Below are 24,013 nucleotides of genomic sequence, written 5' to 3' on the forward strand. Positions count from 1 at the left end.
AATTTGCATAAAAATAATGTAATTTTAATCAAGTTTAAAACGCATTCCTATGAAGTATTCACTTTTAGTTATTTGGCTTTTTGTTTTAGTGAGTTTACAATCTTGTAAAGAGTCTAATTCTGAAATCATTTTTCATAAATCCCACGAGCCAAGTCGTGCCAATACACCTTTTAGTGACGCTGTAGAAACAGAGGATTTACTGTTCTTAACAGGTCAAATTGGAAAAAATCATAGTACAGGAAAGTTGGCAGAAGGAGGAATTAAAACCGAAACCAAACAAGTTATAGAAAATATCAAAGCAGTATTAGAGCACCACAAACTATCTTTAGACAATGTTGTGAAGTGTACCGTAATCTTAAAAGATATAAACGATTTTAAAGATTTCAATTCTGTTTATACTACTTATTTTAAAAAGAAACCTGCACGCACTACATTTGCCGCATCTGGTTTGGCAGGAGGTGCAAGTATAGAGATCGATGTCATTGCAGCTAAGTAGTTTTGTTCAATAAACCTAATTAATCGAAATTACTGAGTACTGAATACTGCTTACTGACTACTAATTAATATCTTTGCCAGCTATGACAAGAAGAGAAAAACAAGCACTTATAGATAAAGGCCATTTATTACCTTTAATGGAAGAGTTTTACACCATTCAAGGAGAAGGTTTTCATAAAGGAACTGCAGCATATTTTGTTAGAATTGGTGGTTGTGATGTTGGTTGTCATTGGTGCGATGTAAAAGAAAGTTGGTTACCAGAGTTACACCCAGCAACAGAAACTACTAAAATTGTTGAAAATGCTGTAAAGTACAGTGATATTATTGTAGTTACAGGTGGTGAGCCATTAACTTGGGATATGGGACCTTTAACCGAACAATTGAAAGCAAAAGGTGTGCAAACACATATTGAAACTTCTGGTGCGTATAAACTAACTGGTGAATGGGATTGGATATGTTTATCTCCAAAAAAAATGAAATTACCAACACAAGAAGTTTATGAAAAAGCCCATGAGCTTAAATGTATCATTTACAATAAGGATGATTTTAAATTTGCTGAAGAGCAAGCTTCAAAGGTGAATAAAGATTGTATTCTTTATTTACAACCAGAGTGGAGTAAGCGTGATAAAATGATGCCACAAATTGTAGATTTTGTGATGGCAAATCCAAAATGGAAAGTATCCTTACAGACACATAAATACTTGAATATTCCTTAAATACAATATTTTGTAAAAATTAATAATAAAAAAATTCCGAGAACAATATTTGTAATCGGAATTTTTCAATTTTCTAGCTTCTAGCTTCTAGCTTCTAGCTTCTAGCTTCTAGCTTCTAGCTTCTAGCTTCTAGCTTCTAGCTTCTAGCTTCTATTCTTATTTTGTAAATGGTACAGCAACTCTAACAGTTCCCCATCCTAAGTGCATATGTACACCATTATCAGATTTTTCAAAGGCAATAGAAAAAGCTTCTAAAGACTCTTTACCTTCAGTTACTGGTACATCTAATCTTGCAACATCATTTTTTTCGTTGTAGAAATAACTTCCCCAAACATTTAAGTCTGAACTAATAATTGCTGTCCATTCTCCTTCTCCAGGAATTAAATAGAATGTATACGTTCCAGCTTTTACTTTAGTGCCACCAAGCATCATATCTGTATATAATGTTATTTCAGCAGCTTCATTAGCTCCTGTTCTCCATACTTTTCCTGCTGGTGCTAGCTCATCTACAGAACGTCCTTTTAGTTGTGGGCGGCTATATGTTATTTTTACGAGCTTGTTAGCGTCTTTATAATCATCTGGGTAAGAGGCTGCGTCCATAGGACTTTTATCCAAACCTTTAAATTTTTGAGCGTTTGCATCAAACGATAAAAGCATTAAAAATGCAAATGCAATGGTTGTAATTAGTCGTGTAGTTTTCATAATAAATAAAATGATTTTGTTTGTTTTAAAATTAGATGTTAATAACCGATTAGGTCGTAAAAAAACCTTAAAGTTTACAGATTAAAAGTTAAATTGAATAAATATCAGTTTCTAATTTCAAATATATATTAATTAGAGTAAATAAGTTTTAATATGAAACTACTTATTCTGTTTATGTTTGTTATATGAAACTTTAACTTCATATTTGTCCCATAATTAATAATAAAATAAAAAGTTATGTGCGGAATAGTATGTGCGTTTGATATAAAACAGAAATCAGAAGACTTAAGACCTCAAGTCTTAGAGATGGCAAAAGCAATTCGTCATCGTGGACCAGATTGGAGCGGAATATATAGTGATGATAAAGCAATTATGGCGCACGAGCGTTTGGCAATTGTAGATCCGGCTTCTGGTAAGCAACCATTGTTTAGTCCAGATCAAAAATTAGTTTTGGCAGCAAATGGTGAAATATATAACCATAGAGAATTACGTAAACAATTTCCAGATTATAACTTTCAGACAGAAAGTGATTGTGAAGTGATTTTAGCATTGTACCAAGAAAAAGGTGTTGATTTTGTAGATGAAATGAATGGTATTTTTGGGTTTGCAATTTACGATACAGAAAAGGATGAATACTTTATTGCAAGAGATCATATGGGTATTATTCCATTATATATTGGTTGGGATAAAAACGGAACATTCTATGTCGCTTCAGAACTAAAAGCTTTGGAAGGCACATGTACAAAAATTGAATTGTTTCCTCCAGGACACTACATGTCTAGTAAAGATGGTGAATTTGTAAAGTGGTATAAACGCGATTGGACAGAATATGATGCTGTAAAAGAAAACGAAACAAGTATCGCAGAAGTTAAACAAGCTTTAGAAGATGCTGTACATAGACAATTAATGAGTGATGTGCCTTATGGTGTATTATTGTCTGGTGGATTAGATTCTTCAGTTACTTCTGCCATAGCAAAAAAATACTCTGAAAGAAGAGTAGAAGCAGACGACAAAGAAAAAGCTTGGTGGCCACAATTACACTCGTTCTCAGTAGGATTAGAAGGTTCACCAGATTTAGCAGCAGCTAAAAAGGTAGCAGACTATATTGGTACAGTGCATCACGAAATTAAGTTTACCATCCAAGAAGGTTTAGATGCAATAAAGGATGTAATTTATAATATTGAAACTTACGATATTACAACGATTCGTTCGTCTACACCAATGTATTTAATGGCAAGAGTTATTAAATCTATGGGAATTAAAATGGTGTTGTCTGGAGAAGGCGCTGATGAAATTTTTGGTGGTTATTTATACTTTCATAAAGCACCAAATGCCCAAGAATTTCATGAAGAAACGGTTCGTAAATTAGATAAATTACATATGTACGATTGCTTAAGAGCTAACAAAAGTTTAGCAGCTTGGGGAATTGAAGGTCGTGTGCCATTTTTAGATAAGGAATTTATGGATGTTGCTATGCGTATTAACCCAAAGGATAAAATGATTAACGGAGAGCGTATGGAAAAATGGGTAGTGCGTAAAGCATTTGAAGATTACATACCAGAAAGTGTAGCTTGGAGGCAAAAAGAACAGTTTAGTGATGGTGTTGGTTACAGCTGGATTGATACATTAAAAGAATTAGTAGAAGCAGAAGTATCTGATGAGCAAATGGAAAATGCAAAGTTCCGTTTTCCAATTAATACACCTCTAAATAAAGAAGAGTATTATTACAGAACTATTTTTGAAGGTCATTTTCCAAGTGATGCAGCAGCATTAAGTGTTCCGCAAGAAGCAAGTGTAGCTTGTAGTACAGCAACTGCCTTAGAATGGGATGAAGCGTTTAAAAATATGAATGATCCATCTGGTAGAGCCATTGCTAATGTGCATGATGAGGCATATTAAAATATTTATTTTTTCTTTGATTATTAGCAATAAAGACCAATCGTACGATTGGTCTTTGTTTTTTTAGTAACTTGACTGGTAATACTATTTTTTAGCTTATAACACATATAAATACTGAAGATGTCAGTTAGGTGACATTTAAATGGCGTGTAAAAAACAATCATAACATCATAGATTTGTATCAACTAAAATTGCAAATTAATGAAGCAGTCACTAAAAGAAAATTTGTTATATCACAGAAAGCTAAAAGGCTATACGCAAGATGAGCTTTCTGAATTAACTTCGGTTGGAGTAAGAACTATTCAGCGTATTGAAAAAGGTGAAGTACAACCACATTTACAAACTGTAAAATTATTAGCTGTAGGTTTAGGTGTTGAGGTTAATGATTTAATTGTACTCGATAATCCTAAAGAAGAAACAATAAAGCGCAAATGGATGCTTTTGTTACATGCATCACCTTTCTTTGGTTTAGTTATTCCTTTTGCAAATGTGCTTTTTCCGTTGTTTACATGGATCAGTAAAGCTGAAGATAATAAGATATATGATAATCATGGACGTAAGGTTATTAATTTTCATTCTACGCTAAACTTAATGTTATTAATATCATTACTGTTGTATTTTCCCTTTCCAGGATTCAACTTTTTTATCACAGGTGCTGTTTTTCTATTCGGAATTGTTTTTAGTCTAAAAAACACTATTTCTGCTCTAGATTCTGGTGCTTGCTATTATCCACTTACAATTCCTTTTTTAAAGATTAAGTAGCTCAATCAATTTTAAATATTAATTATAATGATAGGATTATTCGTAATAATAATAATCTCGTGGGTGCTCTTGCGCTTCATTGAGAAAAAAAATATTGAAGTTTTAGGGATTATTCCATACCCAAAAAGGATACTTCAATTTTTTATCGGTCTGGTATTTATGCTGCTGTTAAACTTGGTTTTAATTTATTTTGAAAGCCTAATTCTAAATGTTGAATGGCAAGAACAAAATAGTATTAATTGTAATTTGATTTTTAATTCGTTTGTATATCACTTTAAGTCAGCTCTAACGGAAGACTTAGTTTTTAGAGGCGCATTATTGTATATTCTTATTAGTACAATTGGATCAAAAAAAGCGATTTTGATTTCGGCAGTTTTTTTTGGTATCTACCATGTGTTCTCTTATGGTATAACTGGAGATAGGATTATTCCGATTTTATACGTTACGCTAATAACAGGTTTTACAGGATATGTTTGGGCATATACGTTTTATAAAACAAAATCAATAATGCTCGCTTTAGGTTTTCATTTAGGATACAACTTTTTGATGACTTTATTTTATGAATCAAATCCTTATGGCCAATTAATTTTTATGGAATTGAATAAAGAAAGTCTAATGGATTGGAATTGGCTTTTTTATAGTCTTATTAAAGGGTTGTTACCATCCATTTTAACCTTAATATTTGTAAAAAATATTGTAAAATCAAATAGTACAATTTTTAAGAACGAATAACAAAGTGTTTTAAAAAAAGAGGTGATTTTATTTAATACTAAAAGCTTGTTCAAACACAAAATTTTAGTTCTAAGCCATTTTATTCATATTTGGTTTTTACGAGGATAAAAGAAACACCAAAAATCTAATTTAAGCCACTTTTTAGCTGTTTTAAGCCATTTTCAAGTAATTAACAAATGTTGATAATTATTGACTATAGTCTAAGAAAAGCTTTTAAAAAGCCTCTTTAATTCGTATATTTGTTAGTATTCAAAAATGATACAAATGTGTCATTTTTTTATGCCATAAATCGAACTAAATATATTCAAAATAATGAGCGAAAAAAAAGAAAGCTTTAACGAACATGGTTATTCGGCTGATAGTATTCAGGCTTTAGAAGGTATGGAGCATGTACGTATGCGTCCTTCAATGTATATTGGTGATGTTGGTGTGAGAGGTTTACATCATTTAGTATATGAGGTAGTAGATAACTCTATCGATGAAGCACTAGCTGGACATTGCGACAACATAACCGTAACAATTAATGAAGATAACTCTATAACAACCGAAGATGATGGTCGTGGTATCCCAGTTGGACTTCATAAAAAAGAAGGTGTTTCTGCATTACAAGTTGTAATGACAAAAATTGGTGCTGGTGGTAAATTTGATAAAGACTCGTATAAAGTTTCTGGTGGACTTCACGGAGTAGGTGTAAGTTGTGTTAATGCACTTTCAGAACATCTAAAAGCTACAGTTTTTAGAGAAGGAAAAATATGGGAACAAGAATATGAACGCGGAAAAGCATTGTATCCTGTTAAAACTATTGGAGATACTGATAAACGAGGTACAACAGTAACTTTTAAGCCAGACCCAACGATTTTTACGCAAACATTAGAATATAGCTATGATACCTTAGCAAGTCGTTTACGTGAATTAGCTTATTTAAATAAAGGAATTACGGTTCATTTAATTGATAGACGTCATAAAAAAGAAGATGGTTCTTTTGAAGGTGAAACATTTCATTCGGAAGAAGGTCTAAAAGAATTTATTAAGTTTTTAGACGGCAATAGAGAGCCTTTAATGAAAGATGTTATTGCCTTTGAAGGAGAAAAGAATGGCGTGCCTGTTGAGGTGGCTATGGTATATAATACGTCTTATGCTGAAAACTTACACTCTTATGTAAATAACATTAATACGCACGAAGGTGGAACGCATTTATCTGGATTTAGACGTGGACTAACGCATACCTTAAAAAAGTATGCGGACGAATCTGGTATGTTAGATAAATTGAAATTTGATATCGCTGGTGATGATTTCCGAGAAGGTTTAACTGCTATTGTTTCGGTAAAAGTTCAAGAACCACAATTTGAAGGACAGACTAAAACAAAATTAGGTAACCGTGAAGTTTCTGCATCTGTATCGCAAGCGGTTTCAGAAATGCTAACAGATTATTTGGAAGAACATCCAGATGATGCTAAGACTATTGTACAAAAAGTAATCTTGGCTGCACAAGCACGTCATGCAGCTCAGAAAGCTCGTGAAATGGTGCAACGTAAAACGGTAATGAGTATTGGTGGTTTACCTGGTAAATTATCGGATTGTTCTGAACAAGATCCTGCAAAATGTGAAGTATTCCTTGTTGAGGGTGATTCTGCAGGTGGAACTGCAAAGCAAGGTCGAGACAGAGCGTTTCAAGCTATTTTGCCATTAAGAGGTAAAATTCTTAATGTTGAAAAAGCGATGACGCACAAGGTTTTTGAAAACGAAGAAATCAAAAACATATTTACTGCACTTGGTGTAACTATTGGAACAGAAGAGGATAGTAAAGCGCTAAACCTTTCTAAATTAAGATATCATAAGGTAGTGATTATGTGTGATGCCGATATTGATGGTAGCCACATTGCAACTCTAATATTAACCTTCTTCTTTAGATATATGAAAGAGTTGGTTGAAAATGGACATATATACATTGCAACTCCACCATTATATTTAGTGAAGAAAGGTGCTAAAAAACAATATGCATGGTCAGATAAGGAACGTGACGAAATTATTGAAGAGTTTGGTGAAAGTGCTAAAATTCAGCGTTATAAAGGTCTAGGTGAGATGAATGCAGAGCAACTTTGGGATACTACAATGAATCCTGAATTTAGAACAATGCGTTTAGTGCAAATAGATAATGGAGTGGAAGCGGATAGAGTTTTCTCAATGTTAATGGGAGACGAAGTACCACCACGTAGAGAGTTTATCGAGAAAAATGCAATTTATGCTAATATCGATGCTTAAGCGTTAATAGTAAAATTAAAAAAGCCGCATAAATATTATGCGGCTTTTTTGTTTTTGACTTTTTCAGAATTTAAAAATCAAATCCTAAAGAAAATTGCCATACTCTATTCTTTGGACTTCCTTCATCATATATGTCTCCTAAGCCTAAATGGTATCTTACACCTAAACTTATGCCAGAGTTAGTTTTAAAACCACCTCCAAAATTAACTCCGTAGTCAAAACTATTAGGATCAAATTCTTGCTCAATATCAAAGAGATCAAAACCACTATCAAATTCTTCCTTATGTGAAATTGCTAACCCAACTTGCGGGCCAACTTCTAAGAAAAAATTATCATCTGGATACATTTTAAACATCAAGGGTAAATTAATATAATCGAGTTTCTGGGTAAAAGTTCCACCATTACCTTTTATCTCATAGCCTTGCTGAGAATATAAAACTTCTAATTGTAAGGAGATACTTTCAGTTAAAAAAGATTCACCATAAAAGCCTACATGAAATCCATGTCGTTGACCAGTTTCACCGTCTCCATCAAAACTAACAGCAGCTAAATTATAGCCAGCTTTAATTCCTGCATTAGAGGTTTTAGTAGTATCATCTTGTGCTTGTAAATTAAATAGAACACAAACAGATGTAAAAAGTGTTAAAATTTTAGTTTTCATTGTAAAAGAATTAGGGTTATTTTTTATTAAAAATTGAATTGGTGATATATACGATTTAAAATTGAATATGGTTTTTTTTCATGTATTTAAAAGTTCTATTCGTAAACGCAAAAATATATAAAACATCGATTAAAAACATAAAAACACGATAAAATGTTTATTTTATACTTATTTTAATATATTTGCGTTAACATTTAAAAACTAAATCTCATGAAAAGAGTAATTTTTGTTGTTGCTATATGTCTATCAGTATCAAGTCTAAAAGCACAAAATGATATCGATGTATTGCTTGCTGCTGGTGTAGATGATGCTCAGCGCTTTGCTAACGATTATTTAGCGCCAGGAACAAATGGTTTAATGCATAGTATGAATGCCAATTGGTTTAATTCGGCAAAGGTAAAGCCACTTGGTGGATTTGAAATCTCAGTTATCGTTAATGCATCACAAATAAAGGACGAACACAAAATGTTCAATCTAAATACTGCAGATTACAACAACGTACAATTTGTAAGCGGTCCAAGCGCTCAAGACGTGGCTTCTGTTTTAGGAGAAAATGATCCTACTATATTTGTAGAAATAGAATACGATGATCCAATATTTGGGTCTCAAACTACGCAAATAGAACTGCCCCAAGGTATTGGAGAAGAAAGTGCAAACTTATTACCAACTGCCTCTATACAAGGTGCAATTGGTATTAGTAGTGGTTTGGAATTAAAGGCACGGTTTGTACCAAAAATTGAAAATGATGATGTAAGCTTAAATATGTATGGTGCAGGTTTACAAATGGAATTTACAGATTGGTTACCTGCTAGTAAGCTCTGGCCAGTAGCCATTTCGGGTTTAGTTGCATATAATCATGTAGATGGTTCGTACGATATTACGGATTCATCTGGTATTGAAGGAGAAAATCAACGATTAGAGACGGACACAAATACCTGGCTGTTTCAATTAATAGCTTCTACTAAATTACCTGTTATTAATTTTTATGGAGGTTTAGGATATATTAAAGGAAAATCAGATACAGATTTATTAGGAACTTATAGAGTGACCAACGGCCCTTTAACAAGTGAAAATATAGTTGATCCATTTTCGGTTTCTAGTGAAGTGGCAGATGTGAGAGGTACTCTAGGAACAAGATTAAAATTAGGGTTTTTTAGACTCAATGCAGAATATCACGTATCTAAGTACGATACTTTTTCTGTAGGAATAAACTTTGGGTTTAGATAAATTAACCAATTGATTTTAAAATATTAAAAGCACAAGTTTTACTCTTGTGCTTTTTTCGTTTGCAGCAATTTTATTCGTAAATTTACAATCGTTTTTAACAATTAGTTTCACATTAAAAAAAATAAAAAACAAATGAAAGTAACAGTAGTTGGTGCAGGTGCAGTAGGAGCAAGTTGTGCAGAGTATATCGCCATTAAAAATTTTGCTTCAGAAGTCGTTATCTTAGATATTAAAGAAGGCTATGCAGAAGGTAAAGCAATGGACTTAATGCAATGTGCATCTTTAAATGGATTTGATACAAAAATAACAGGAAGCACAAGTGATTATTCTAAAACTGCAAATAGTGATATTTGCGTAATTACTTCTGGTATTCCTCGTAAGCCAGGAATGACTCGCGAAGAGTTAATTGGTATCAACGCTGGTATTGTAAAGTCTGTTTCTACAAGTTTAGTAGAACATTCACCAAATACAATAATCATTGTAGTAAGTAATCCTATGGATACAATGACTTACTTAGTTCATAAAACGATAGATCTTCCTAAAAATAGAATTATAGGAATGGGTGGAGCGTTAGATTCTGCACGTTTCAAATATAGATTAGCTGAAGCTTTAGAAGCACCAATTAGTGATGTTGACGGAATGGTGATTGGTGGACATAGTGATAAAGGTATGGTGCCTTTAACATCGCATGCTACAAGAAATAGTATAAAGGTATCTGAGTTTTTATCAGAAGACCGTCTAAATCAGGTTGCAGCAGATACTAAAGTTGGTGGTGCAACATTAACTAAACTATTAGGAACTTCTGCTTGGTATGCACCAGGTGCTGCAGTAAGCGGATTGGTGCAAGCCATTGCTTGCGACCAAAAGAAAATATTCCCTTGTTCTACATTATTAGATGGAGAATATGGTTTAAGCGATTTATGTATTGGTGTACCTGTAATCTTAGGTAGAAATGGTATTGAACAGATTGTAGATGTGCCATTAAGCGATGCAGAAAAAGCACATATGGCAGAAAGTGCAGAAGGTGTTAAGAAAACTAATGGCCTTTTAGAACTTTAAGATTCTATAAAAATTGCATATAACATAACCTTACTGGCATGTTTGTTAGTAAGGTTTTTTTATAAACTATAATTATTTAAAAAATGAAAAAAATACTACTACTTAGTCTTACTTTTTTACTTGGATTTACAGCATTAGCACAAGAAAAATTTACTGAAGGTATAATTATTTCTAAGCAATCTATGGCTGTAGATACTGATGATTTACAGGTAAAAATGCAAATGGCAAGTATGAGCGATGTAGAAACTATAACCTACATAAAAGGTTCTAAGTCGCACTCAAAAATGGATAATGAAACGACAGGCTCTGTTGTTACGATTTCTGATATGGATGCTCAAAAAGTTCTTGTCTTAATGGATAACCCACAGATGGGAAAGATTTACATGCTTCAAGATGTTAAGATTACAGAAGAAATGATAAAAAATGTTGAAGTAACAGAGGGAGAAGAAACAAAAGAAATTTTAGGCTATAAATGTGAGCAATACATAGTTGAAACCGTGCAAAACGGTGCTAAAACAAGAATCGAAATGTTTGTTACAGATAAAATAGAAGCAGCACAACCACAGCAAACAGCTTTATATGGTGAAAAAATAAAAGGCTTTCCACTTTATATGAAGATGAGTATGGAAATGAATGGTGAGAAAATGGATATTATTACTGAAGTTAAAGAAATAAAACAAGAATCGGTATCTGATGATATGTTTAGTCTTACACCTCCAGAAGGTTATAAAAGTATGTATTAAACGTTTGTTTTAATGGAAACATAACTATTATAAAGACTGCAACTTTGCAGTCTTTGTTTTTTTAATTAATTTGAAAGAATGAAAAAAATTTTAGCACTATTCATATTGTTTTTCGTGACCTATTGTGAAGACTTCATTAATACTGAAGTCAATGAAATCACTTATGCCTTTGTAAATGGGCAAAATGTCTCAGATTTAGATAAGAAGAAAACGATTCAGGTATTAAATAATAGATTAAGTAAATATACAAGCCAAGTTGATGTTTTTCTTAATTCAAATAATGAAGTTGTCGTTAAACTTCCTTCCAACATTGATATGAAGAGAGTTAATACAATCGTTGAAAACGAGGGTAAGTTAGACTTTTGGTTGTGCTTTAGAAGAGATGAGTTGTTTTCCTTGTTTGCTCAGAAAGTTGATTCTGAAGAAGAAATAGATTTTTCTAGTTATTTTAAAAATTACCAACCTTATGGTGGTTTATTTAATTTATTTGTAAACGATACTACGAAACTGAATACTTTTTTAACAAAGGTTAAGCAAAAGGATTTGCTGACTGATGAGTTAAAAAATGTTGAATTTTTATATAGTCTACCAGAGAATAATGAGGTGGTTGTTTATGCTGTTGATTATAATATAACTGGAAAGTCTAAAGTAAATGAAAGCCATATAATAGAAGCAAGACAAGACTTTGATGCTATTAATAGACCAACAGTATCCTTAAAAATGAACGAAGAAGGAGCCGTAAAATGGGCCGAAATCACAGGAACTGCTTTTGATGGACAGCGACAAATTGCTATCACATTAAATGACAATGTATATTCTGCACCTGGAGTGTCATCTGGTTCAATTACTGGAGGGATTTCTCAAATTTCTGGAGATTTCAACCTTGAAGAAACGAAAAAATTAGTGGCAATTCTTGGTGGTCAAGCCCGAATTCCTAAATTAAAGTTTGTTAAGATCAAGAAGATAGAGCACTAATAGCTAGAACAACGTCTTAAATTTTCTATATTTGCCCAATGAAATCCAAGTTACATTTTGGTGTTTTAATAATTCTCATGGCCTTTTTTGGAAGGTACATGGAGCATTCAAATGTTCCTAATCAGCAGATTGTTATACAGTTTTCGGATGAAAATATTTCCGAACAATATACAGAAGGAGCTATTGATGCTATTGAAAAAAGACTTCAAAGTATTGGTGTTACAGGTATTCAAATAAGTCAGAATGAAAATGGCCAACTTAAAATTACTTATTACAGTAATACTGATGTAACCCAAATACAAGATATACTTTCTATAGAACAAGGTTTTAAATTAACCTATGGTTTAGAAAGTGATGATTCAACAGATTTTCCTTTAGAAAAAACGATTAAAGATTACGAGCTTAACATTTCTGAAATTCAGGATCATACAGATATTAACTGGGATTTTGATGGTGTTGAAATAGTAGAGTTACATCAAAAAACGGATAGGCCTTATAATTTTAATCCTAATTCGTTAAGCAAAGATTTAAATATTGAGTATTTAAATAGAATGGTTCAAGTTGCCATAATAGTTAATAAACAAGCTGCAACTGAAATAGATAATTTATCCTATAAAATTCCTGAAGTTAGAGCAGGACCTTCAAAAAGGGGATTTTTAATCTAAAATAATTCCCACTACATTTCGTAAGCTTTTATCAATCAAAAAGCTAAAAAAATCTATTATATAAAACATTGTCGGATTATTGCGTAAACTTTATATTTGCGCCCAGAAATTCGGAATATAAATTCGACATTAAATAACTAATAACAATGCAAAACAAAGGAATAATTAAGCTTTTTGCTATTTTATTTGGCTTGGTAAGTATTTACCAATTATCATTTACGTTTAAAGCCAATCAGATAGAAGAAGAAGCCAAAAATGCTGCAATAGCTAAGTTTGCTGATACAGAAGATGATTATCAGACAAAGAGAAATCTAAGCGAAGTTCGTTACATAGATTCTTTAAAAACGGAGAAAATTAAGGTTGGTGAAGAGTTTGAGCCTATAGAGGTATATAACTTAGGTGTTTCGCAATATACATATTCTGAAGTTGAAAAGAATGCCATGAAATTAGGGTTAGACCTTAAAGGTGGTATTAATGCTATTATTCAGATTTCAGTAAAAGATATTTTAAAAGGTTTAACAAATAATAGTAAAGATCCTGTATTTAATAAAGCTTTAGAAGATGCGGAAGAATTACAAAAGGATGCTCAAGAGTCTTATTTAGAATCCTTTTTTAGAGCGTTTGATGCTATTAAAGGAGATACAAAATTAGCATCTCCAGATATTTTTGCTAATAGAGATTTAAGCGATGTCATTAAATTCGATATGTCTGATGACGAGGTAAAAGGGATCATTGAAACTAAAATTGATGAATCTATTGAATCTGCTTTTGAGGTATTGCGTAATCGTATTGATGGTTTTGGTGTATCGTCTCCAAACATTCAGCGTTTAGGTAATTCTGGTCGTATTTTAATAGAATTACCAGGTGCTAAAGACAAAAAACGTGTCATAGAGTTGATGACAACAACAGCGCAGTTACAGTTCTGGGAAACCTATAAAAATCAAGATGTAGTTCCTTATATTTTACAAGTTAATCAAGCCTTAGTTGAAGCAAATAAAGCAAAGGAAACTCCTGAAAATGACGAAGTAGCAGAAGCTGGTGTTGAACAAGATAGTACATCTAATGCTATTGATGAATTAACAGGACAGATTGCAACAGATTCAACTGATGTTGCAGAAACTAATCCATTAGGTATCCAAGGTTATGGTGGTGGTTCTGTAGTTGGTGTATTTTTAGCCAAGGATAAAGAAAAGGTATTGTCTCATTTAAATGATCCAAAAAATAGAGCGACGTTACCTGCTGAAATGCGCTATATAAAATTTGTTTGGGGAATACAGGAAAAAGATTCTGAGTACTCTGAATTATATGCAATTAAGACGAATAGAGATGTTGAGCCACCTTTAAGTGGATCTGTAATTACTGATGCAAGACAAGATTATGATCAGTTGAGTAGACCAGCAGTAAGTATGCAAATGAATGCTAAAGGAGCTAAGATTTGGGAAGAAATGACCAAAAAGGCTTATGAAACTCAAGGTTATATTGCTATCGTTTTGGATAATATTGTGTATTCTGCTCCAAGTGTATCTACTGGTCCTATTGCTGGAGGTAATTCTCAAATTTCTGGAGCATTTTCTTTAACAGAAGCTGTGGATTTAGCTAACGTTTTAAGAGCAGGTAAATTACCAGCGTCTGCAGAAATCGTACAAGCAGAAGAAATTGGTCCTTCTTTAGGACAAGAGGCTATAGATAGTGGAATGAAATCATTTCTAATCGCTTTAGCATTTGTTTTATTATGGATGATTTTTTACTATGGTAAAGCAGGTATTTTTGCCGATGTTGCTTTATTATTCAACATTCTTTTAATCTTCGGTGTACTGGCAAGTTTAGGCGCTGTATTAACTTTACCAGGTATTGCAGGTATTGTACTTACAATTGGTATTTCGGTCGATGCTAACGTACTTATCTTTGAACGTATTAGAGAAGAGCTAGCAAAAGGAAAATCGCAGAAAGAGTCGATTAAAGATGGTTTTTCTAACGCTTTATCTTCAATTTTAGATGCAAATATTACTACAGGCTTAACAGCTTTAATTTTATTTGTATTTGGTACAGGACCGATTAAAGGATTTGCAACAACCTTAATCATTGGTATTTTAACTTCTCTATTTACAGCAATATTTATTACACGTTTATTAATTGATTGGTGGATAGGTAGAGGTGGAAAATTAGATTTCTCTACAGCAATGACTAAAGGGTTATTTAATAATGTAAATATTAACTTCTTAAAGAAACGTAAGATAGCTTATGTAATTTCTGGAGTATTTATTATAGTTAGTATTGGGTCGTTGTTTACTAATAAATTAGATCAAGGAATTGATTTTGTTGGAGGAAGAACATACCAAGTTCGTTTTGAACAACCTGTTAGTATAGAAGAAGTAAAAGGCGATCTTAATGCTGTATTTAATAGTTCTGAGGTTAAAACCATAGGTGGTGATAATCAATTAAAAATTTCTACTAAGTATAAGGTTGAAGAAAATTCTACAGAAGTAGACGAGGAAGTACAATCTAAACTCTTTGGTGCTTTACAAAAATACCTACCGGATGGAATGACTTATCAAGAATTCCTTGATGGTTCTGGAGAAGGTAAAATTGGTAAAATGTCATCGAGTAAAGTGAGTCCAACAATTGCAGATGATATTAAGAAATCTTCATTTTGGGCAGTATTAGGATCTTTAGTTGTAGTTTTCTTATACATCTTATTTAGATTTAAGAAATGGCAATTCTCACTTGGTGCAGTAGCAGCGGTATTCCATGATGTTTTAATTGTATTGGGAATCTTCTCATTAACATGGAAGTTTATGCCATTTAGCATGGAAATTGACCAAGCATTTATTGCGGCAATTTTAACGGTAATTGGTTACTCATTAAATGATACGGTAGTTGTGTTTGATAGGATTAGAGAATTCTTAAACGAGCACACGTCTTGGAAACTAGATAAAACGATCAACGCTTCATTAAATAGTACATTGAGTAGAACATTAAATACATCTGTAACGACCTTAGTAGTATTATTAGCAATGTTTGCTTTTGGTGCAGACTCCTTAAGAGGTTTATTATTTGCTTTAATTGTGGGTGTAGTTGTTGGTACATATTCATCGATGTTTATTGCTACACCTTTAATGTACGATACTGCTAAAAAAGGTGATGCTGCAGAATCTTTAAAGAAGAAAGTTAAAGAGGAAGACGAAGCATAAATTTTAAATATTGTTATTCTGAAAGTGTTTCAGAATCTAAAAAGCCTTTCTGAAAAGAGAGGCTTTTTTTTGTATGTATTAAGTTTATGCTTATGCGTTAATGAGTTTCAATCCAATCATGAGTCATTTTCCAAAGTGAGTCTTTAAACTTACTTCTAAAGAATCCAAAATGACCAGCATTTTCAATATCCATATCTTTAGGGGTAATATGTCGTCTATCAATAGTAGCATTTGTAAACTGTTTTGTTAACCAGTCTACTGAAACTTTTGTAGCATATTCATCCCTTGGAAAGCTTAATGAGAGTAAATTTTTATTAAAGTTATTGAATTGAAGGTCTTCAAAATTATATTCACTCAAAAAATAATCTTTATGTTTACCCCAACGCATCCATTGGTAAGCCATTTGTTTTGGTAAATTTTCAAAGAGTCCGATTTTTTTAGCAGGAAAATAACCAAATACCGGAGTTAATGCCGGAATCATTAAATACCAAAAGGTAAACATTTTAAATCGTTCAAAACCTTTCCAGTGTTTCCAATAACCGCTTTGAGAAGCAATGGTAATTATTGTATCTATATGAGAAATAGCCGTGTTGAATCCTAAAATTTGACCGCCAATACTGTGGGTTACAATTATGAGTTTGTGCTCAGGATGTTGTGATTTAGCATATGCCGTCACAGTTGCCTGATCATTTTCTCCCCAAGCTCTTAGGTTAATGGTGTTTCGTTTTAAGTTGGAGATGTTTGAGTCCGATTTACCAATGCCATAATAATCGAAGGTATAAACCGTATAGCCTAATTCTGAAAAGTAGTTTGCAAACTTATAATAATAATGCTGTAGAACTCCAGTAGCAGAGGATATAACAATGCTTTTGTTATTAGAGTTTTTGGGAGTAAAAATTGTAAGACTTAAATCGTGACTTAGTGGTGTATTGATACGTATATCTAACGGTTTACTCATTAGTTGACGTATAGCTTATCTTATCACCTATAGCAAGTTGCCACTCATCAAAAAGCCCTCCATTAATCTCTAAAACATATTTGGCTGGTGCTTCTGAAGGGAGGGAAGTTTCATCAAAAGGTTTAGCATTTTTCTGAACACTAACGATAGTTTTGTTCTCAGCTATGTAAATGATATCAAGAGGAATTTTAGTATTTTTCATATAGAAGCTTCTAAAATCTGTATCAGAAAATATAAATAACATACCATGGTTGGCTTCTAATTTATTACGATACATTAAACCAGTTTGCGTTTCGTAATCGTTATCGGCAATTTCTATATCAATTGTTTTTATTACAGTATCAGAATCTGCTTTTTTAATTGCTAAAATGCCTTCTTTCTTAAACTTAACCACAACTTGATCTTCGGATTTTGTGGCCTTTTCTTCTTTACAGTTAAGAACTTATAAAAATACTAAGAAGATTAGTGGGTATTTTAGTATGGTCTTAAAATGCATTATGCCAATTTGTTTTTTGGTTTATAAACAAACATAAAGTAGAGACCTATAAGTATAAATGGAATACTTAGAAGTTGACCATTATTTAGGACATCACCGAAAAAAGCTGCTAAATTCTCATCTCCTTGGGGCTCTTTTAAATATTCAACAAAGAATCGTACAGTCATAAGAAGTACTAAAAACAGTCCAAATAAGAAGCCTTGTTGTTCTGATTTTTTGGTTTTCCAATAGAAATAAAATAGAATTAAAAATACAAAGACATAAAAGAATGCTTCGTATAATTGTGCAGGATGACGTGCAAAAGTTTCACCATTTTGTTTAAATATAACTCCTAAAGCACTATCTGTTTTAATACCTACAATTTCAGAATTAATAAAATTACCTATTCTTACAAATACAGCTCCTAAAGCCACAGCAACAACGACTCTATCTAAAATCCAAATAACAGTTTTTTTCAATACTTTTTTGTTATAGAGATACATAGAGATAATCATACCAATTGCAGCACCATGACTCGCTAAACCTTGAAAGCCCGTAAATTCAAATCCACCTTTAAATTTAAAGGGTAGAAAGATGCTAAAAAAATCTTCGGTAATTAGTTCTGACTGGTAGAATATTACATGTCCTAATCTAGCGCCAAGCATTATTCCTAATACAGAATAAATAAAAAGCGAATCTAAAGATTCATCTGATTGTCCTTCATTTCTATAAATACGTTTAGTAATGTAGAAGCCTAAAATAAAAGCGATTATCCACATCATGCTATAAAAATGAAGTGTAAAAAAGCCTAAATCTATTCCTTTAGTAGGATTCCAATCTATTTGTAATAAATGCATAGGTATATAATTGAGTTGTAAATATAATATTTTGAAAGTGATTGAAAATGAGATTAACTTAATATTATATCTATACTCGGTTAAAATTATTGCAATAATTTTTAATAAGAAATAGTATTACTTTTCTTTTGGTGGAACAGGATCAAAACCTTTGCCTCCCCATGGATGACAACTAAAAATCCGTTTCAAAGCTAATTTACCTCCTTTAAAAAAACCATGGACCTCTAATGCTTCCTTAGTATAATGAGAACAAGTAGGCTGATATCTGCAAGTTGCTGGAGTTATTGGTGAAATAAAGGTTTGATAAATTTTAATTATAAATAGAAAAGGTGCAATTAGAATTTTTTTCATAATCGTGGTATAGTCCTTTCCTTTGGAAAGGATTTAAGATAGACCTCTAATTAGTCGTAAAAGTGGTTCCATCCCTACTATCGTTAAGTTGTATGCCAGCTTCTGCTAGTTCATCTCTAATTTTATCAGATAAGGCAAAGTCTTTATTTATTCTTGCCTCTTTTCTAAGATTAATTAAAATCTCAACAGCTCCAGTAAGCTTGTCTGTACCAGTGTTATCTTTAGAAACATTAGTTAATCCTAAAATATCGAAGGTAAAAGTATTGATACTTGCCTTTAACAACTCAAGATCTTCTGCAGTTACTGTAGCACTACCATCCTTTATTTGATTGATATACTTTGCAGCATCAAATAAATGCGCTATTAATATCGGAGTATTAAAATCATCATTCATAGCGTCGTAACATTTCTGTTTCCACGAAGGGACATCGAAAGAAGATGAGTCGCTAGTTTTTAAATTATCAATAAGTTTAATGGCTTCCATTAATCTATTAAAACCTTTATCTGCAGCTTTAAGACCAGCATCAGTTAAATCTAAAACACTTTTGTAAGAGGCTTGCATCATAAAAAAGCGGACAACCATAGGGTTATATCCTTGAGACATTTTATCATTATCGCCAGAAAGTAATTCTGCAGGATTGATATAATTGCCTGTAGATTTACTCATACGAGCACCATTTAATTCAAGCATATTAGCATGCATCCAGTATTTTACAGGATTTTTACCTTTAGCGGCTTTGTTTTGGGCAATTTCACATTCGTGATGCGGAAATTTTAAATCCATTCCACCTCCATGAATATCAAAATACTCGCCAAGATATTTAGTACTCATAGCTGTACACTCTAAGTGCCAACCAGGAAACCCATCGCTCCAAGGGGAAGGCCAACGCATAATGTGAGAGGGTTCTGCTTTTTTCCAAAGAGCAAAATCCTGAGGATTCTTTTTATCACTTTGTCCATCTAGTGTACGTGTGTTGTGTATTAAATCTTCAAGCTTACGTTTGCTTAAAATTCCGTACTCATTAGATTCATTGTATTTATGAACATCAAAGTAAACCGAACCATTAACAACATAAGCAAATCCATTATCTATTATAGTTTCAATTAATTCTATTTGTTCAATAATATGACCAGTTGCAGTAGGTTCTATACTTGGAGGTAAAAAATTAAAAGTGTTAAGTACATTATGAAAATCTACAGTATAACGCTGTACAATTTCCATAGGTTCAATAGCTTCTAATCTTGCTTTTTTTGTAATCTTATCTTCACCAACATCGTCATCATTTTCTAAATGTCCAGCATCAGTAATATTACGAACATAACGTACTTTATAGCCTAAGTGTTTAAAGTAACGAAAAATCATGTCGAAAGACATAAATGTTCTTACATTACCTAAATGAACATTACTATAAACTGTTGGGCCACAAACATACATACCAACATGACCAGGTGTAATAGGTGTAAAAAGTTCCTTTTCTCCAGAAAGCGTATTGTATATTTTTATGTGTTGACTATCGTATAATGGCATGTTGCAAATATGAAAATTGAATAACAAAGCTAAAGAACTAGCTTAGAGAAAACAAGTTAAAATTGAGTGTCTAATTGAATGTAGTCTAAAAATTCTCTGCGAGTTTCTTTCTCTTTAAATTTACCTCCAAATTCCGAGGTTACAGTACTACTTTCAATATCTCTAATTCCTCGAGAATTAACACATAAATGTTTGGCATCAATAACACAAGCTACATCTTCAGTTCCTAAAACATTTTGAAGTTCTTTTACAATTTGAATAGTTAAACGCTCTTGTACTTGTGGGCGTTTTGCAAAATAATCTACAATTCTATTCATTTTAGACAAACCAACTACAGTTCCATTAGAGATATAAGCGACATGAGCTCGTCCGACAATTGGTAATAAATGATGCTCGCAAGTAGAATAAACGGTTATGTTTTTTTCTACTAACATTTCTCCATACTTGTACTTATTATCAAATGTAGAAGCATTTGGTTTTTTATCAGGGTTTAAACCTCCAAAAATCTCATTCACAAACATTTTTGCAACACGGTTTGGGGTTCCACTAAGGCTGTCGTCATTTAAATCTAAACCTAAGGTTTCTAAAATATGTCTAACATCATCCTTAATAATATCTATTTTTTCGCTATTAGATAACTCAAAAGCATCAGCCCTCATTGGAGTATCGCTAGAAGAACCTATATGGTCGTCACCAAGAGCATCAATATCATTAAAATCACTTTCAATTTTCATTGTAAAAAAAATTAATCAACTATAAAACAAGAAGCAAAGATAAACAATAAAAACAGTATCGCTGAGGTAGGAGTTTTATTATTATAACTGTTATATTGTTAAAACCGTTAAAATGCCAATAACCTTGACGAACTAACGACGGTTTTCCTAAAATTTTCTTAATTTTCGAAATTCAATAATTTAGATTAATCCATGAAAAAATTATTAATTATTTTATCCATTGCACTAGTCCCTCTATGTATGTCTGGTCAAGAATCCAAACAAAAAAATCCGTTACCAATAGCTAAGTATAATGAGAATGTAAAATTGCCACTAACGGCAAAAGAACGTGCTCAAATTATTGAAGTTTATGGTGATTCTGCAGATAAACTTGTTTTTAATAACCCACATCAGCTTAAGACCATTAAGCATATACTTAGAAATAGGGTTGAAATTAAGTTGATAACAGATCAAGGGAGTAAAAAACCATGTCCAAAAATTTCTGAAGTTTACCTTTTTGATGATTTTGAGGCAGAGCCTAAATTTAATCCAAACAACTTTAATCCATTGAAGTATGATTTTAATTTCTACGCAAGGGGTGCAGCAATGTATCAGGTAGATAACACAAATTATTACATCATTATAAAGTCCCAATATCAATAATCCCTCTACAAAATGAAATATTTAATTACTATAATCTCACTATTATTTTCATCAATAATATTAGCACAAGATGTTAATATGCAAACTGCGACGGTCAATCAATGTGGTGGTGTGTTTTATGATTCTGGAGGTGAGTTTGGAAATTACTCAAACGATGAAGATTTTGTTCTTACAATTTGTCCTGAAAATGCTGGGCAAAAAATACAATTAGATTTTACAGCGTTTACAACGCAATTAGGTGCAACGCCAGATGTAATGTCAATTTTTAATGGTGATGATGTCACAGCTCCACCTTTTGGAAATTTTTCAGGAACCAGTAGTCCAGGTTTAGTGCAAGCAACTCAAGATAATACTTCAGGATGTATAACTATTCAGTTTGTATCTAACGATTCTGGTAATATAAATGGATGGGCTGCAAATATTTCGTGTTTAACACCATGTCAAACTATCAATTCTCAAATAGATTCTGCAAGTCCAGCACCAAACGGTGATGGTTATATTAGAGTATGTCCTAATGAGGATATAACTTTAACTGGTAGTGGTGTGTTTTCTATAGATGGAACAGGTGCAACTTACGAATGGGATTTAGGTGATGGCAATACAGCATCTGGCCAAACAGCTACATTTTCTTATCCAGATCCAGGTGTATATATAGTTAATTTAAATATTCGTGATGCCAATACTTCAATCGATCCAGAAGGATGTGTAAATAATAATTTAATCAATCAGGTTATACAAGTCGCTACGGAACCAGATTTTACAGGTACTGAAGCCACAAATACAACAATTTGTTATGGGGAAAGTACAGATATTACTGGTGCGGTAGTCCCAGTAGAGTTTTTAAATGATTGTACTCCACCAGTTAGTGGTGTTACTTTTTTACCAGATGGTAATGGGGTAACCTACGAAACTGCAATAACTGTAGATTGTTATGATTCTGCCCAAACTTTATCAGATGTTAGTCAGTTGGTAAGTATTTGCTTGACTATGGAGCATTCTTATTTAGGTGATTTGGATATAGAAATTATTTCTCCAAATGGGCAAGTAGTTAGAATGCATGATCAAGGAGGTGGTAGTGCAAATTTAGGTATTCCATGGGCTACAAATCCTGTTGATGGAAATAGTGGTAATACAACACCTGGTCAAGGAAGTCAGTATTGTTTTGTGCCAAATGGAGGTTTTCCAACACTAGTTGATGGAATACAAAATGGTGGTACATTCCCTGATGGTGATGGTCCTGGTACTTATGATGATTCTTTTGTGCCAGCTGGTAATTATAATTCTGTTAATCCACTAGATGGTCTTGTTGGGTCACCTCTTAATGGAGATTGGACCATTAGAGTTGTTGATAATCTTTCAGCTGATAATGGACATGTTTTTGCATGGAGTATAGAGTTTGACCCTGCATTACAACCACCAGAATTATCCTTTACTCCAGTTATTACTTCAGAAGCTTGGGACACTGATGCTACAATAACTAATACAGCAGGTAATGTTATTACTGTAACACCACCAGATGCTGGTCAGCACTGTTATACCTACAGGGTTACTGATGACTTTGGATGTGAGTACACGGAAGAGGTATGTATAGATGTACTGCCTGAGTTGGTTACAGAAAACCCAAATAATTTGTTTGTTTGTGATGCAGGTGTGCCACCATACATTTTTGATTTAGAATCTAATTCCTCGGTTGTGCTTGCTAGCGCAACTAATACCGCTGATTTAGTTGTAACTTATCATAATTCACTTGCTGATGCAGATGCTGATATTGGAGCAATTACTGGTACAGGGAGTTATACTGGTACAGATGGAGAAACCGTATTTATAAGAGTAGAATATCTAGACTCAGGATGTTATGAAGTTTTACCATTTACTTTGAATGTTATTGGTCAACCGACCATCAACCCAGCTTCAGACCTAGAGTTATGTGATGATGAGAGTAATGATGGTATCGAAGCGTTTGATTTGAGTGTTCAGGATTTAGTAATATTGGGCAGTCAGTCTGCAACAGATTTTAATGTGACTTACCATTTAAGTTTTGCAGAAGCTGATTCAGGTACAGGAGCCTTACCGGACTTATATACTAATTCAGTCAATCCAGAACCTATCTATGTCAGAGTAGAGAGTACAGGTGATAGTAATTGTTATAATGCTTCCGCTTTACCTGTATTTAATTTAGTGGTAACCACAAAAGCTCTAGCCAATACGGTTGAAGATATGGTGGTTTGTGATGATGTTAGTAACGATGGCATAGCCACATTTAATTTAGGTAGCCAAGAGGCAACTATTTTAGGTGGTCAGAACCCAGCAGTATTTGTGGTAACTTTCCATAACAGCCAAGCAAATGCTGATGCAAATCTTTCTCCATTACCTGCCATT

22 protein-coding genes are annotated in these 24,013 nt (G+C 32.8%); 14 read left to right on the top strand and 8 right to left on the bottom strand.

Going from position 1 to position 24,013, the window contains the following annotated elements:
• The first annotated feature begins 49 nt into the window (after window positions 1-49).
• Together H8K90_RS14965 and H8K90_RS14970 are read left to right on the top strand one after the other, a co-directional pair.
• Entirely contained in the window at window positions 50-496 is a 447-nt protein-coding gene (locus H8K90_RS14965; protein ID WP_186846799.1) for a RidA family protein, read from the top strand.
• An 82-nt stretch (window positions 497-578) separates the two neighbouring features.
• Complete coding sequence (locus H8K90_RS14970; protein WP_186846800.1) at window positions 579-1,211, top strand: 7-carboxy-7-deazaguanine synthase QueE; 633 nt, start codon at window positions 579-581, stop codon at window positions 1,209-1,211.
• Window positions 1,212-1,367: 156 nt separating this feature from the next.
• Here H8K90_RS14970 and H8K90_RS14975 read toward each other — a convergent pair whose 3' ends face one another.
• Window positions 1,368-1,913, bottom strand: a complete 546-nt coding sequence (locus H8K90_RS14975; protein WP_186846801.1) for a DUF2911 domain-containing protein — start codon at window positions 1,911-1,913, stop codon at window positions 1,368-1,370.
• Window positions 1,914-2,150: 237 nt separating this feature from the next.
• On the opposite strand from H8K90_RS14975, the gene asnB reads away from it, so the two are divergent.
• The 4 genes from asnB to gyrB all read left to right on the top strand — a co-directional run bounded on the left by asnB (window position 2,151) and on the right by gyrB (window position 7,568).
• Complete coding sequence (gene asnB / locus H8K90_RS14980; protein ID WP_186846802.1) at window positions 2,151-3,812, top strand: asparagine synthase B; 1,662 nt, start codon at window positions 2,151-2,153, stop codon at window positions 3,810-3,812.
• A gap of 201 nt (window positions 3,813-4,013) precedes the next feature.
• The gene (locus H8K90_RS14985; RefSeq protein ID WP_186846803.1) at window positions 4,014-4,574 is read left to right on the top strand and encodes a helix-turn-helix domain-containing protein; all 561 of its coding nucleotides are present in this window, start codon (window positions 4,014-4,016) and stop codon (window positions 4,572-4,574) included.
• A gap of 159 nt (window positions 4,575-4,733) precedes the next feature.
• Window positions 4,734-5,306: a CPBP family intramembrane glutamic endopeptidase gene (locus H8K90_RS14990; protein ID WP_246457810.1), complete on the top strand. Its 573-nt coding sequence runs from the start codon at window positions 4,734-4,736 to the stop codon at window positions 5,304-5,306.
• Between the two features lie 312 nt (window positions 5,307-5,618).
• Complete coding sequence (gyrB, locus tag H8K90_RS14995; protein WP_186846805.1) at window positions 5,619-7,568, top strand: DNA topoisomerase (ATP-hydrolyzing) subunit B; 1,950 nt, start codon at window positions 5,619-5,621, stop codon at window positions 7,566-7,568.
• A gap of 70 nt (window positions 7,569-7,638) precedes the next feature.
• On the opposite strand, the gene H8K90_RS15000 is transcribed toward gyrB, so the two are convergent.
• A complete protein-coding gene (locus H8K90_RS15000) occupies window positions 7,639-8,229 on the bottom strand; it encodes a porin family protein (RefSeq protein WP_186846806.1) in 591 nt (196 codons plus the stop codon).
• Window positions 8,230-8,439: 210 nt separating this feature from the next.
• Here H8K90_RS15000 and H8K90_RS15005 point away from each other — a divergent pair, with 210 nt between their 5' ends.
• From H8K90_RS15005 to secDF, 6 genes are all read left to right on the top strand, one after another.
• Window positions 8,440-9,456, top strand: a complete 1,017-nt coding sequence (locus tag H8K90_RS15005) for a DUF6588 family protein (protein WP_186846807.1) — start codon at window positions 8,440-8,442, stop codon at window positions 9,454-9,456.
• A gap of 132 nt (window positions 9,457-9,588) precedes the next feature.
• Entirely contained in the window at window positions 9,589-10,515 is a 927-nt protein-coding gene (locus H8K90_RS15010; RefSeq protein ID WP_186846808.1) for a malate dehydrogenase, read from the top strand.
• Between the two features lie 83 nt (window positions 10,516-10,598).
• Window positions 10,599-11,258, top strand: a complete 660-nt coding sequence (locus H8K90_RS15015; RefSeq protein WP_186846809.1) for a hypothetical protein — start codon at window positions 10,599-10,601, stop codon at window positions 11,256-11,258.
• Window positions 11,259-11,336: 78 nt separating this feature from the next.
• The gene (locus tag H8K90_RS15020) at window positions 11,337-12,233 is read left to right on the top strand and encodes a SecDF P1 head subdomain-containing protein (RefSeq protein WP_186846810.1); all 897 of its coding nucleotides are present in this window, start codon (window positions 11,337-11,339) and stop codon (window positions 12,231-12,233) included.
• Between the two features lie 38 nt (window positions 12,234-12,271).
• Window positions 12,272-12,898, top strand: coding sequence for a hypothetical protein (locus H8K90_RS15025; protein ID WP_186846811.1), 627 nt, complete (start codon window positions 12,272-12,274; stop codon window positions 12,896-12,898).
• A 146-nt stretch (window positions 12,899-13,044) separates the two neighbouring features.
• Complete coding sequence (gene secDF, locus H8K90_RS15030; protein ID WP_186846812.1) at window positions 13,045-16,089, top strand: protein translocase subunit SecDF; 3,045 nt, start codon at window positions 13,045-13,047, stop codon at window positions 16,087-16,089.
• Between the two features lie 97 nt (window positions 16,090-16,186).
• Here secDF and H8K90_RS15035 read toward each other — a convergent pair whose 3' ends face one another.
• The 6 genes from H8K90_RS15035 to folE form a co-directional block, all read right to left on the bottom strand.
• Complete coding sequence (locus H8K90_RS15035) at window positions 16,187-17,047, bottom strand: alpha/beta hydrolase family protein (protein ID WP_186846813.1); 861 nt, start codon at window positions 17,045-17,047, stop codon at window positions 16,187-16,189.
• Entirely contained in the window at window positions 17,040-17,441 is a 402-nt protein-coding gene (locus H8K90_RS15040) for a DUF192 domain-containing protein (protein WP_315970286.1), read from the bottom strand. Before H8K90_RS15040 ends, H8K90_RS15035 begins: the two co-directional genes overlap by 8 nt.
• Window positions 17,442-17,542: 101 nt before the next feature.
• A complete protein-coding gene (lgt, locus tag H8K90_RS15045) occupies window positions 17,543-18,379 on the bottom strand; it encodes a prolipoprotein diacylglyceryl transferase (protein ID WP_186846814.1) in 837 nt (278 codons plus the stop codon).
• 117 nt (window positions 18,380-18,496) lie between these two features.
• Window positions 18,497-18,730: a membrane protein insertion efficiency factor YidD gene (gene yidD, locus H8K90_RS15050; protein ID WP_186846815.1), complete on the bottom strand. Its 234-nt coding sequence runs from the start codon at window positions 18,728-18,730 to the stop codon at window positions 18,497-18,499.
• Window positions 18,731-18,776: 46 nt separating this feature from the next.
• Complete coding sequence (gene cysS / locus H8K90_RS15055; RefSeq protein ID WP_186846816.1) at window positions 18,777-20,258, bottom strand: cysteine--tRNA ligase; 1,482 nt, start codon at window positions 20,256-20,258, stop codon at window positions 18,777-18,779.
• A gap of 56 nt (window positions 20,259-20,314) precedes the next feature.
• On the bottom strand, window positions 20,315-20,992 hold the full coding sequence (gene folE, locus H8K90_RS15060; protein WP_186846817.1) for a GTP cyclohydrolase I FolE: 678 nt from the start codon (window positions 20,990-20,992) through the stop codon (window positions 20,315-20,317).
• Window positions 20,993-21,184: 192 nt separating this feature from the next.
• Between folE and H8K90_RS15065 the strand changes: the two genes are divergently transcribed.
• Together H8K90_RS15065 and H8K90_RS15070 are read left to right on the top strand one after the other, a co-directional pair.
• Window positions 21,185-21,634: a hypothetical protein gene (locus H8K90_RS15065; protein ID WP_186846818.1), complete on the top strand. Its 450-nt coding sequence runs from the start codon at window positions 21,185-21,187 to the stop codon at window positions 21,632-21,634.
• A gap of 12 nt (window positions 21,635-21,646) precedes the next feature.
• Window positions 21,647-24,013, top strand: a 2,367-nt coding sequence (locus H8K90_RS15070; protein WP_186846819.1) for a PKD domain-containing protein, incomplete at its 3' end; no start/stop codon positions are given.

It is taken from the genome of Winogradskyella echinorum (genome assembly GCF_014297365.1).
Taxonomy (GTDB): domain Bacteria; phylum Bacteroidota; class Bacteroidia; order Flavobacteriales; family Flavobacteriaceae; genus Winogradskyella; species Winogradskyella echinorum.